The organism is Novosphingobium sp. (genome assembly GCF_041905565.1).
GTDB lineage: Bacteria > Pseudomonadota > Alphaproteobacteria > Sphingomonadales > Sphingomonadaceae > Novosphingobium.
The window spans coordinates 45,393-57,184 of record NZ_JAYRKX010000014.1; the positions used below are offsets into that span (position 1 = coordinate 45,393).

Consider the following 11,792-nt stretch of genomic DNA (forward strand, 5'->3'; position numbering starts at 1 on the left):
CTGCCCGCCGCCCTTACACCGCAAGTAGGGGGGCTTGGCAAGGACGACTGGGCATTGCCAGACAGGGCCGGGCCGCACCACTGGACGCATCGGGCGCGATGCACTATATCGTCGGGCGATGAACCGCTTGCTTCTTGCCCTTCTGGCCCTGCTGACAGGGCTGGCCGCGCAGGTTTCCCCTGCCCAGGCGCGGATGAGCGGTGCGTCCGACACCGAAATCGGTACGGTCGAAGGGCTGCGCAGCACGGCCCGGCCGGCGTTGCCCGCGCAGTCGATTGCCGCCCCCGTCGTCCGCCAGGAACGCCGCGAACAGGAAGCTTCGCGCAGCCGGCCGGTGCGGGCGCGCGTCTACATCCCCTCGGTCCTGTTCGGGCCCGACCGCGCAATCGAATAGCGCCCCGGCGTCAGCCGTCTTGACCAGCCTGCGCGGGACACCCGGCGCGGGCTTTTGCCCCATACAGTCATCACTATATCAGGAATCTGCCCATGTTCGGCGCCATCGCCAAGGCCTTTTTCGGTTCGTCCAACGACCGCTACGTCAAGTCGCTCGACAAGATCGTCAAGCAGATCAACGCTTTCGAACCCACCATGGAGGCGTTGTCGGACGAGGAGCTGACCGCGCAAACCGCCAAGTTCCGCGCCCAGCTGGAAGCCGGCAAGACGCTGGACGATATCCTGCCCGAAGCTTTCGCCACTGTGCGCGAGGCGGGCAAGCGCGTGCTGGGCATGCGGCACTTTGACGTGCAGATGATCGGCGGGATCGTGCTCCACCGCGGCGAAATCGCGGAAATGCGCACGGGTGAGGGCAAGACCCTGGTCGCGACGCTGGCCACCTACCTCAACGCGATCGAGGGCAAGGGCGTCCACGTCGTCACGGTCAACGATTACCTCGCCCGGCGCGACGCCGAATGGATGGGGCAGATCTACCGCTTCCTGGGTCTGACCGTGGGCGTGATCGTGCCCAACCTGTCGGAAGATGAACGCCGCGAGGCCTATAACTCCGACATCACCTATGCCACCAACAACGAGCTGGGCTTCGATTACCTGCGCGACAACATGAAGCAGGAACGCGGGCAGATGGTCCACCGCCCGTTCAACTATGCGATCGTCGACGAAGTGGACTCGATCCTGATCGACGAGGCCCGCACCCCGCTGATCATTTCCGGCCCGACCGACGACAAGAGCGACCTCTACATCGCGGTCGACGCCGTGGTGAAGCGCCTGTCGGAAGAGCACTACGAAAAGGACGAGAAGACCAAGAACATCACCCTGACGGAGGACGGGGTGGAATGGGCCGAACGCGAGCTGGAAGCAGCCGGGCTGCTGGTCGGCTCGAACCTCTATGACGTGGAGAACACCCAGGTCGTCCACCACCTCGACCAGAGCCTCAAGGCGAATGTCATGTTCAAGCGGGACATCGACTACATCGTCAAGGAAGGGAAGGTCATCATCATCGACGAGTTCACCGGCCGCATGATGGATGGCCGGCGCTGGTCGAACGGGCTGCACCAGGCGGTCGAGGCCAAGGAAGGCGTGCAGATCGAGCCGGAAAACCAGACCATGGCCTCGATCACTTTCCAGAACTATTTCCGCATGTATCCCAAGCTGGGCGGCATGACCGGCACCGCCGCGACCGAGGCGGCCGAATTCTTCGACATCTACAAGATGAACGTCGTCACCATCCCCACCAACGTGCCGGTGCAGCGGATCGACGAGGAAGACGAATTCTACAAGAACACCCAGGACAAGTTCCAGGCGATCGCCAAGCTGATCGCGGAAAAGAGCAAGTCGGGCCAGCCGGTGCTGGTCGGCACGGTGTCGATCGAAAAGTCCGAAATGCTGTCGGACTTCCTCAAGGCCGAAGGGGTCAGGCACAACGTGCTGAACGCCCGCTTCCACGAGATGGAAGCCCACATCGTCGCCCAGGCCGGGCGGCTGGGGGCGGTGACCATCGCCACCAACATGGCCGGGCGCGGGACCGACATCAAGCTGGGCGGCAATGCCGAATTCCGCTTCGAGGATGAGCTCAAGGACATGCCGGAAGGGGCCGAGCGTGATGCCGCGATGGCCCGGATCGAGGCCGAGATCGAGGCCGAAAAGGCCGAAGTGCTGGCCGCTGGCGGGCTGTGCGTGATCGGCACCGAACGCCACGAAAGCCGCCGTATCGACAACCAGCTGCGCGGCCGTTCGGGCCGCCAGGGCGACCCGGGGCTGTCGAAGTTCTACCTGTGCCTGGAAGACGACCTGCTGCGCATTTTCGGCCCGGATACGCTGTTCAGCCGGATGATGAACAGCAACCTGGCCGATGGCGAGGCGATCGGGTCCAAGTGGCTGTCGAAAGCGATCGAGACCGCGCAGAAGAAGGTCGAGGCGCGCAACTACGACATCCGCAAGCAGGTGGTCGAATACGACGACGTGATGAACGACCAGCGCAAGGTGATCTACGCCCAGCGCGAGGAGATCATGGACGCCGAAGCGCTCGACGATGTGGTGCTCGACATGCGCCACGACACGATCAACGCGATCGTCGGCGATGCCTGCCCGCCGGGCTCCTATCCCGAGCAGTGGGACATCGCCGCGCTCAAGGCGCGGGTGGCTGAAGTCGCGGGGATCGATGCCCCGATCGAGGAATGGCTCCAGGGCGACGGGATCGAGCCCGAGGACATCGAGCAGCGGATTGCCGAACTGGCCGACGCCAAGATGGCGGCCAAGATCGGCGATGACGCCGCGATCTGGCGCCAGGTCGAAAAGCAGGTGCTGCTCGAACGGCTCGACCATTACTGGAAGGAACACCTCGCCACGCTGGATGCGCTGCGCCAGGTGGTGTTCCTGCGCGCCTATGCGCAGAAGACGCCGATCAACGAATACAAGCAGGAAGCCTTCGGCCTGTTCGAACGCATGCTGGAAGCGATCCGCGAGGACGTGACCCGGATCCTGTGCAACAGCGAACTGCGCATGCCCGATCCGGTGCAGCTGCCCGACCTGCCGGACTTCCTGACCACCCACATCGATCCCTTCACCGGGGAAAACGACGCAGCCGGGCAGCGCATGGCCGGGGCCGACGCGATGCTGGGCGCGCTGGGCGCTGGCGCGGCGGCGGGCATTCCGGCGGGGCCGGCCGGCACCGATCCCTATGCCGACATGGGCCTGTCGCGCAACGCGCCGTGCCCCTGCGGTTCGGGTGAGAAGTACAAGCACTGCCACGGTGCGGTGGGGTAAGCTGAGCGGTGGATTGGCTCCCCGCCGGGTTCTTCGCCACCGCGCTGCTCTATGCGTCGGTGGGGTTCGGCGGGGGCTCCACCTATAACGCGCTGCTGGCGCTGGCCGGGTTCGATTACCGGCTGCTGCCGCTGGTCGCACTGACCTGCAACGTGGTGGTAGTCACCGGCGGCACGATCCGCTTTGCGCGCGCCGGGGCGGTGCCGTGGCGTGGGGCGCTGGCGCTCTCGCTGGTCGCCGCGCCGCTGGCCTTCCTGGGCGGGCTGACCCCGCTGCGCGAGGCGACCTTCCTGTTCATCCTCGGCCTCAGCCTGGTCGCGGCGGGGCTGGCGCTGTTGCTGCCCCGCGCGAGCGAGGGGGCCGAACCGCCAGCGCGGCTGGCCCGCTACATGGCCGTCATCGCCGCGCCGCTCGGCTATCTGGCCGGACTGGTCGGGATCGGCGGCGGGATATTCCTTGCCCCGGTGCTGCACCTGGCGCGGTGGGATGCGGCGCGGCGGATCGCGGCGACGACCAGCGTGTTCATCCTGATCAATTCGCTGGCCGGGATCGCCGGGCAACTGGCCAAGAACGGCCCCGAGCGCTTTGCCGAAGCGCTGTCGGGCGCGCTGCCGCTGCTGGTGGCGGTCGTGCTGGGCGGGCAACTGGGCAGCCTGCTGGCGCTGCGCCTGCTGCCCGAACGGGTGATTCGCTGGCTGACCGCGGCGCTGACCATCTGGGCCGGCAGCCGCCTGCTGATCGGTTGACGCTTAGGGACAGCGTATTAGTCTGCAATCCTAACATCTGAGAGGATTGCCGATGACCATGGCCGGACCGCTGCCCGCCACCAACAATGACCGAATCGTCTGGGACACGTATCTGGCGGCCTACCGCCTGCCGGTGCTGACCGTTGCGGACGAGGTTGGTACGCTGGCCGCACTGTCTGCCCACGCGCTCGATACGGCCGCGCTCGCGGCGCAGCTATCGGTCAATGCCCGCGCGCTGGCCATCCACCTCTCGCTGCTCGCAGCGATGGGCTTCGTCGAGCGGCGCGAGGGACTGTGGCGCGCCACCGCCGAGGCGCGGCGCTGGCTCCACCCCGAAGCGGAAGGCTATTGCGGCCCGTTGATCCATGGCTTTCGCCAGTCGCAGCCGCTGCACGAACAGCTGCTTGCCACCCTGCGCACCGGCGAGAAGGCCGAGGGCCACGCCTCCGCCGCGGCTGAGTGGGAACGCGGTGATTTACCGCCCGAACTGGCGGTGCGGATCACTGCCTTCATGAATGCCCACAGCCAGGCCTCCGCGCGCGGTGTCGCGATGCTGCCGCTGTTCGCCGAGGTCCGCTCGCTGCTCGATGTCGGCGGCGGCTCGGGAATCTTCGCGATCCAGCTGGCCAGGGCCTGGCCGCGGCTGCGCGCCACCGTAATGGAGATTGCCAGCGTTTGCGCGGCGGCTGACAGCTACATCGCCGAGGCCGGGGTGGAGGGTCGCGTAGCAACGCAGGCGGTCAACATGTTCACTGAAGCGTGGCCGCAGGGCCACGATGCGCTGTTCTTTTCCAACGTGTTCCACGACTGGTCCGAACCGACCTGCCAGATCCTCGCCGACAAGGCCTTCGCCGCGCTGCCCAGCGGCGGCAGGATTCTGCTGCACGAAATGTTGCTTGATGACGACCACTGCGGCCCGCTGGCCACTGCGGCCTTCTCGGTGCTGATGCTGCTTGGCACGCGCGGGCGGCAGTACAGCTTTGCCGAATTGCGCGGGATGCTGGAGCAGGCCGGGTTCACCCAGGTCGAAACCTGCGAGACCGGCGGCGGCTACTACTCGCTGGTCAGCGCCGTCAAACCCTGACCCAAAAAGCAAAAGCCCCGCCGGTGAGGGCGGGGCTTTGCAATGCCCGAGGCGGGGATGGCTCCCCGAGTAGGATTCGAACCTACGGCCAAGTGATTAACAGTCACCTACTCTACCGCTGAGCTATCGGGGAATGTTCCCCCGCCTGCGGGCAGGGGTGCGCCTATACCAGCGTCGGAATATTTGGCAAGCGGGTCTGCCAGCAAAATTTCGTTCAGAAGTGGAATTGCTCGGCAAAGATGCGTTCTTCGAGCGTCTTGCCGGGGTCGAACAGCAAGGTCAGGCGGTCCTGCCGCGCCACCTTGACCTTCACTGCCAGGATGTCGCGCAGTTCCTTCTGGTCGGCCACGGTCGCCACCGGGCGCTTTTCGGGTTCGAGCACGCGAAAATCGATCTCGTAGTGATCGGGAATGATCGCGCCGCGCCAGCGCCGGGGCCGGAACGGGCTGATCGGGGTCAGCGCCAGCATGTTCGATCCCATCGGCAGGATCGGGCCGTTGGCCGACAGGTTGTAGGCGGTGGAACCCGCCGGGGTCGACACCAGGATGCCGTCGCAGAACAGTTCGGGCAGCCGGACCTTGCCGTTGACCGACACTTCCAGCTTCGCGGTCTGGCGGGTTTCGCGCAGCAGCGACACTTCGTTGATCGCGCAGAAGCTTTCCTGCTTGCCGCTGCCGGTGGTGGCGATCATTTCCAGCGGGGTGACATCGAGCGGGCGGGCGCGGGCGACGCGTTCGGCCAGCGGGCGGCTCGACTTGGGGCGGTTCATCATGAAGCCCACGGTGCCATAATTCAGGCCGTAAGCCGGGATCACCCGGCCATGATCCAGCATGTGGTGCAGGCAGTGCAGCATGTGCCCATCACCGCCCAGCACCACGGCCACGTCCGCCTCTTCCAGCGGCACGAACTGGTGCTGTTCCTGCAGGAACTGCGCCGCCTCCTCCGCGCGGGGCGTGTCCGAGGGCATCAGGGCAAGGCGCTGGCGTTGGCTCATGGTGCGCGGTGTATGCATGCCCGCCTGCTTTGGCAATGAGTGCGGGCCGGTTCACTTTGGCGGGAACACTTTTGCAGGAACCTTGTGCTATGGCCTCAGGCGATGAGCGCGCTTCACCCTGACGAGCTTGATGCCGGCCGCGATGCCGTGACCGGCCTGCCCGGGGCCGATGCGGCGCGGGCGCGGCTGGGCGAATGGCTGGCGCGGGGCGAACAGGTCCATGCGCTGCTGATCGGCCTGCGCCGGTTCGATGCGGTCAACCTGGCTTACGGCGCCAGCAGCGGCGATGTGGCGCTGGGCGAACTGGCGCAGCGAATCAAGCATTTCGCCGCCGACGAGCTGGACGGACCGTGGCTGGCTGCGCGGGGCGGGGGCGGGCAGTTCCTGCTGCTCAGCGCCGATCCGTGCAGCCGCGAACGCTGGCAGCTGTTCGGCGCCGAATTGCTGGACCGGCTGGCCCGGCCGATCGCCACAGCCAGCGGCACGGTGCGGCCCAGCCCGCGCGCGGCGCTGCTGCGCGGCCTGGCCGAGGAAAGCGTCGATTCGCTGCTCGACCGGCTGGCCCACGCGCTCGACCGGGTGATGGCCCAGCCGGCCCGCCGCCTGCTGTGGGGCGATGGCGAGGCGACCCGCGCCGGGCGCCGCGCCGCCCTGCTTGAGGCGGACCTGCTCCAGGCGCTCGACCGGGGCGAGATCGAGGTGCTCTATCAGCCGCAGTTCTCCTGCCTCGACGACCGGCTGAGCGGGGCCGAGGCACTGGCCCGCTGGGATCACCCGCAATTGGGCCGGATCGGCGCGGGCGGCCTGTTCGCGATCGCCGAGCGGGCCGACCACGTTGCGCAATTGAGCCGCGAGATCCAGCGCCGCGCATTGGAAGGCGCGCGCGACTGGCCGATGGACCTGCGCCTCTCGCTCAACGTCACGCCCAACGATCTGATCGCGGAAAACTTTGCCGCCGAATTTGCCGCGCTGGTCAAGGACAGCGGCTTTGCGCCGTGGCGGGTGACGCTGGAAGTGACCGAACAGGTCCTGCTGGCCGATGTCAGCCACGCCGCGCGCGCGCTGGGCCAGCTGGCGGGGCAGGGGATGCGCATCGCGCTTGACGATTTCGGGGCGGGGTTCTGCAACTTCCGCTACTTGAAGCTGCTGCCGCTGCATTACCTCAAGCTGGACCGCAGCATGATCGACGGCGTGGCGGGCGACGCCCGCGACTTGGCGGTGCTCCGCGCGATCCTGGCCATGGCCGGGGCGCTGGATCTGAAGGTCATTGCCGAAGGCGTCGAAACTGAAGCCCAGCGCGTGCTGGCGGCGCACGAAGGCTGCGCCTTTTACCAGGGCTTCCTGCGCGCGCAGCCGATGAGTGCCGCCGAATTCACCGCCCTGGCGCGCAGCTAGCGTGCCTTGCGGGCGATCTGGCTCAGCCCCTTGGTCAGCTGGAACAGCCCGTTGAGCCGCGCTTCGGCGCTGCCCCAGGCGCGCTGCACCACGATCTTGCTGTCGGGCCGCAGCTTGATCGTGCCCGCCAGCCGTTCGGCATAGGCGACCAGCCCGGCCGGATCGGCGAACTGGTCGCCGTGGAAGGCGACCAGCGTGCCCTTCGGCCCGACGTCGATCTTGGCGATGTTCGCCTCGATCGCCTGGCGCTTGATCTGGATGAGCTTGATCAGGTTGGCGGTCGGGGCGGGCAGCGGGCCGAAGCGGTCGATCATTTCGGCCGAGAGCGATTCGACTTCGCCCGCGTCCTCGGCATCGTTGAGGCGGCGGTAGAGCGCCATGCGCACCGCGAGATCCGGCACATAGTCTTCCGGGATCATGATTGGTGCATCGACCGTGATCTGCGGGCTGAGCGCGTGACGTTCCTTGGCAATGCCCATGTCGCCCGCCTTGGCCGCCAGAATCGCGTCCTCAAGCATCGACTGGTACAGCTCGAACCCGACCTCGCGGATATGCCCGCTCTGCTCGTCGCCGAGCAGGTTGCCCGCGCCGCGAATGTCGAGATCGTGGCTGGCGAGCTGGAACCCCGCGCCGAGCGAATCGAGATCGCCGAGCACCTTCAGCCGCTTTTCCGCCACTTCGGACAGCTGGGTATCCGCCGGGGTGGTGAGATAGGCATAGGCGCGCAGCTTCGACCGGCCCACCCGCCCGCGCAACTGGTAGAGCTGGGCGAGGCCGAAGCGGTCGGCGCGGTGGATGATGATCGTGTTGGCGCTCGGAATATCCAGCCCGCTTTCGACGATGGTGGTGGAGAGGAGCACTTCGTACTTCTTCTCGTAGAAGGCGCTCATCCGCTCTTCCACTTCGCCCGCCGCCATCTGGCCGTGGGCGGAGATATAGCGGACTTCGGGCACGGTCTTGTGCAGCCAGTCCTCGACCTCGGCCATGTCGGCGATGCGGGGGACGACGATGAAGCTCTGCCCGCCGCGGTGGTGTTCGCGCAGCAAGGCCTCGCGCATCACCATGTCGTCCCATTCCATCACATAGGTGCGCACCGCGAGGCGGTCGACCGGGGCGGTCTGGATAGTGGACAGCTCGCGCAGGCCTGACATGGCCATCTGCAAGGTGCGCGGGATCGGCGTTGCGGTGAGCGTCAGGACGTGGACATTGTGGCGCAGCTGCTTGAGCGCTTCCTTGTGGTTGACGCCGAAACGCTGTTCCTCGTCCACGATCACCAGCCCGAGCCGTTTGAACTGCAGGCTCTTGGCGAGCAATGCATGGGTGCCGACCACGACATCGACCGTGCCGTCGGCAAGGCCAGCCTTGGTCGCCTTGGCTTCCTTGTCGCCGACCAGCCGCGACAGGCGGCCGACGTTGAGGGGGAAGCCGGAAAAGCGCTCGGTAAAGCCGGTGAAGTGCTGGCGCGCCAGCAGGGTGGTGGGGGCGATCACCGCCACTTGCTGTCCGGCCATGGCCGCGACGAAAGCGGCGCGCAGCGCGACCTCGGTCTTGCCGAAGCCGACGTCGCCACAGACCAGCCGGTCCATCGGCTTGCCTTCGCCCAGATCGCCCAGCACGTCCTCGATCGCGGCTTCCTGGTCCTCGGTTTCCTGCCAGGGGAACTTTTCGACGAACTGGTCGTAGCTGGACGGGTCGACCTGCAGCGCCGGAGCGGTGCGCAGCGCGCGCAGCGCGGCGGTGCGCAGCAATTCGTACGCGATCTCGCGGATGCGTTCTTTCAGCCGCGCCTTGCGCTTCTGCCAGCCTTCGCCGCCGAGCCGGTCAAGCGCGACGAATTCCGCGTCCGAGCCATAGCGCGACAGGACGTCGATATTCTCGACCGGCACATAGAGCTTGTCGCCGCCGGCATATTCGAGCGCCACGCAGTCGTGCGGACTATCGCCCACCGGGATGGATTGCAGCCCGACATAGCGGCCGATCCCGTGCTCCATGTGGACCACCAGGTCGCCCGGGGTCAGCGCGCTGAGTTCGGCAAGGAACGCGTCCGCGCCCTTGCGGCGCTTCTTGCGGCGGACCAGCCGGTCGCCCAGCATGTCCTGTTCGGTGACCAGTTCCAGCTCGTCGCTGGAGAAGCCGGTTTCCAGCGGCAGGACCAGCGCCACCGGCGCGCCCTTGGCCGCCAGACCCATCGCTTCCTGCCAGCTTTCGGCCAGGACCGGGGCGGGGCGCGCCGCTTCGCCCAGGATCGCGGCGATGCGCGCGCGGCTGCCCTGGCTGTAGGCGGCGATCAGGGTCTTGCGCCCGCGCTTGGCCTGCCCGGCGAGATACTGCGCGGCGGCTTCGTAAACGTTGTCGCCGCGCGCGCGCTCGGGCGCGAAGTCGCGGCTGCCGGCAAAGCCGAAGTCGACCACCCCGGCGCTGTCCGGCTGGGCGAAGATGTCGGTGCGGTGGATCGGGCGGCCCTGCAAGGCCGCGTCGAGCTCCGCGCGGGCCAGGTAGAGCGCATCGGGCGCCAGCGGGCGGTACGACCCGGCCGCCTTGCCCGACGTGTCGGAACGCGCGGCGTAGTAATCGGCAATGTCGGCCAGCCGTTCGTCCGCCGCGCCTTGCGCCGCGCTGTCAATCAGCACCAGGTCGGCCGCGCCGAGGTGGTCGAACAGCGTGGCCATCCGGTCCTCGAACAGCGGCAGCCAATGTTCCATCCCGGCCAGCCGCCGTCCGTCGCTGACCGCCTGGTACAGCGGATCGCCGGTCGCATTGGCGCCAAACTGTTCGCGGTAGCGGCCGCGAAAGCGCTTGATCGATTCCTCGTCGAGCAAGGCCTCGCTGGCGGGCAGCAGCAGGTGTTCGGGGATCGCCCCGATCGAACGCTGGGTGTTGGGATCGAACAGGCGCAGCGTTTCCAGCTCGTCCCCGAAGAAGTCGAGCCGCAGGCCGTGATCCAGCCCGGACGGATAGATGTCGAACAGCGAACCGCGCACCGCGTATTCGCCGGCATCGGCCACCGTATCGGTGCGCGAATAGCCCTGGCGCTGCAGCAGCGCGATCAGGCTTTCGCGCCCGATCGACATGCCCGGTTGCAGCGCGCGGACGCTTTCGCGGATGCGGAACGGGGTCTGCACGCGTTGCAGCACGGCGTTGATCGTGGTGACCAGCAGCTGCGGCGCGCGCGGCTTGGCTTGAAGCCGGTAAAGCGCCGCCAGCCGCCGCGCGCTGACCGACAGGGCCGGGCTGGCGCGGTCATAGGGCAGGCAGTCCCACGCGGGGAAGGCCAGCACATCCAGTTCCGGCGCGAAGAAGGCGGCGCTGTCGACAATCGCCTGCATCGCGGCTTCGTCCGGCGCGATGAACGCCGCCCGCCCGCCGCGCGCTCCCGCATGGGCGGCGCGGGCCAGATCGGCCAGCACCAGCGGCTGCGCGCCGCGCGCGACGGAGGACAGGGTCAGCGGGGCTTTCGCCGCCAGGATTTTCGACAGGTCAGGCATCACACACGCAACGGCAAGCGCCCCGCGTGCCGAATCAGGGCAAGCGGGGGGCGGGAAAGGAAGCGCAGGCCTTAGCGCCTGGCGGCGGCCCTGTCAGCGCGGGATGTCGACGTAGTCGAGCTTGCGGAACGCATCCATCAGCGCGCCGCGATACTCCTCGGGCACGTCCAGCGTGCCCAGCGCCCAGCCCAGGATGTCGACGTCTTCCTCGTCCAGCAGGCGTTCGAACCAGTCGATCTGGCTTTCGTCCCAAGCGGCGTGGAACTTGTCGAAAAAGCAGCCGATCATGTAGTCCGCCTCGCGCGTGCCGCGATGCCAGGCGCGGAACTTCAAGCGGCGGAGGCGGTTTTCATGCGGGCTGTCGGGCTGGTCCATGGCATCGCCGCTAGGCTGCGGCGATGCCTCTGGCAAGCTCAATGCTTCTCGCGCAGCGCGGCCAGGATGTCAGCCGGCTGGCGGCCAACCAGGTCCTTGGCGCATTCGCGGATCACCGCTCGCTCGGTCATCTTGTGATAGTGCTTGCGCGCTTCGCCCAGGCTGCGCGGACTGGCGATCACCACCAGCTGTTCGATCTTGTGGCCCAGCACCTGCGCGTTCAGCCATTCGACCGCCGCGCCGACATGGGCATCCTCGGCCACCAGATGATCGGCATGGTTGCCGTGCGAGGAATGGTGGCTGACCCCGGAATGGTTCCGGCTGTCGAGCGTCGGTGCGGGCAGCGCGGCCAGTTCCGGCCCGGCTTCGTCCCCGGCATTGCGGTAAAGTTCGAACTTCTGGCCGTCGATCAGGGCAATCACGGCTCCGTGTGGCAACAGCATCGTGCACTCCTTTTCCCAATTGAGCGGAGTGAGCGCCCGGTTGCCGCGAAA

General features: G+C 67.3%; 9 protein-coding genes and 1 tRNA gene. 5 read left to right on the forward strand and 5 right to left on the reverse strand.

The genetic code is table 11. The features are described 5' to 3' along the window. The first annotated feature begins 118 nt into the window (after window positions 1–118). The 4 genes from ACE3N9_RS12115 (at window position 119) to ACE3N9_RS12130 (ending at window position 5,049) form a co-directional block, all read left to right on the forward strand. Window positions 119–394 carry a hypothetical protein gene (locus ACE3N9_RS12115; RefSeq protein ID WP_374283991.1) on the forward strand — a complete coding sequence of 92 codons (276 nt, stop codon included), beginning with the start codon at window positions 119–121 and terminating at the stop codon, window positions 392–394. A gap of 92 nt (window positions 395–486) precedes the next feature. Beyond that, window positions 487–3,219: a preprotein translocase subunit SecA gene (secA, locus tag ACE3N9_RS12120; protein WP_374283992.1), complete on the forward strand. Its 2,733-nt coding sequence runs from the start codon at window positions 487–489 to the stop codon at window positions 3,217–3,219. Window positions 3,220–3,227: 8 nt separating this feature from the next. Then, entirely contained in the window at window positions 3,228–3,965 is a 738-nt protein-coding gene (locus tag ACE3N9_RS12125) for a sulfite exporter TauE/SafE family protein (protein WP_374283993.1), read from the forward strand. A 52-nt stretch (window positions 3,966–4,017) separates the two neighbouring features. Next, window positions 4,018–5,049: a methyltransferase gene (locus ACE3N9_RS12130; RefSeq protein ID WP_374283994.1), complete on the forward strand. Its 1,032-nt coding sequence runs from the start codon at window positions 4,018–4,020 to the stop codon at window positions 5,047–5,049. Between the two features lie 58 nt (window positions 5,050–5,107). On the opposite strand, the gene ACE3N9_RS12135 is transcribed toward ACE3N9_RS12130, so the two are convergent. Together ACE3N9_RS12135 and ACE3N9_RS12140 are read right to left on the reverse strand one after the other, a co-directional pair. Next, window positions 5,108–5,182, reverse strand: a tRNA-Asn gene (locus tag ACE3N9_RS12135). A gap of 81 nt (window positions 5,183–5,263) precedes the next feature. Beyond that, window positions 5,264–6,043 carry an NAD kinase gene (locus ACE3N9_RS12140; protein WP_374283995.1) on the reverse strand — a complete coding sequence of 260 codons (780 nt, stop codon included), beginning with the start codon at window positions 6,041–6,043 and terminating at the stop codon, window positions 5,264–5,266. A 102-nt stretch (window positions 6,044–6,145) separates the two neighbouring features. Here ACE3N9_RS12140 and ACE3N9_RS12145 point away from each other — a divergent pair, with 102 nt between their 5' ends. Beyond that, window positions 6,146–7,438: an EAL domain-containing protein gene (locus ACE3N9_RS12145; RefSeq protein ID WP_374283996.1), complete on the forward strand. Its 1,293-nt coding sequence runs from the start codon at window positions 6,146–6,148 to the stop codon at window positions 7,436–7,438. On the opposite strand, the gene mfd is transcribed toward ACE3N9_RS12145, so the two are convergent. From mfd to ACE3N9_RS12160, 3 genes are all read right to left on the reverse strand, one after another. Beyond that, the gene (gene mfd, locus ACE3N9_RS12150; protein WP_374283997.1) at window positions 7,435–10,923 is read right to left on the reverse strand and encodes a transcription-repair coupling factor; all 3,489 of its coding nucleotides are present in this window, start codon (window positions 10,921–10,923) and stop codon (window positions 7,435–7,437) included. The two genes, ACE3N9_RS12145 and mfd, sit on opposite strands and share 4 nt — an antisense overlap. A gap of 93 nt (window positions 10,924–11,016) precedes the next feature. Next, on the reverse strand, window positions 11,017–11,298 hold the full coding sequence (locus tag ACE3N9_RS12155) for a succinate dehydrogenase assembly factor 2 (RefSeq protein WP_374283998.1): 282 nt from the start codon (window positions 11,296–11,298) through the stop codon (window positions 11,017–11,019). 38 nt (window positions 11,299–11,336) lie between these two features. Then, a complete protein-coding gene (locus ACE3N9_RS12160) occupies window positions 11,337–11,741 on the reverse strand; it encodes a host attachment protein (RefSeq protein WP_374283999.1) in 405 nt (134 codons plus the stop codon). Between the last annotated feature and the right edge of the window lie 51 nt (window positions 11,742–11,792).

Excerpts from the sequence above, each read along its gene's own strand:
- ACE3N9_RS12115 (WP_374283991.1), top strand. The coding sequence starts at position 119 with ATGAACCGCTTGCTTCTTGCCCTTCTGGCCCTGCTGACAGGGCTGGCC.
- secA (WP_374283992.1), top strand. The coding sequence starts at position 487 with ATGTTCGGCGCCATCGCCAAGGCCTTTTTCGGTTCGTCCAACGACCGC.
- ACE3N9_RS12130 (WP_374283994.1), top strand. The coding sequence starts at position 4,018 with ATGACCATGGCCGGACCGCTGCCCGCCACCAACAATGACCGAATCGTC.
- ACE3N9_RS12140 (WP_374283995.1), bottom strand. The coding sequence starts at position 6,043 with ATGAGCCAACGCCAGCGCCTTGCCCTGATGCCCTCGGACACGCCCCGC.
- ACE3N9_RS12145 (WP_374283996.1), top strand. The coding sequence starts at position 6,146 with ATGAGCGCGCTTCACCCTGACGAGCTTGATGCCGGCCGCGATGCCGTG.
- mfd (WP_374283997.1), bottom strand. The coding sequence starts at position 10,923 with ATGCCTGACCTGTCGAAAATCCTGGCGGCGAAAGCCCCGCTGACCCTG.
- ACE3N9_RS12155 (WP_374283998.1), bottom strand. The coding sequence starts at position 11,298 with ATGGACCAGCCCGACAGCCCGCATGAAAACCGCCTCCGCCGCTTGAAG.
- ACE3N9_RS12160 (WP_374283999.1), bottom strand. The coding sequence starts at position 11,741 with ATGCTGTTGCCACACGGAGCCGTGATTGCCCTGATCGACGGCCAGAAG.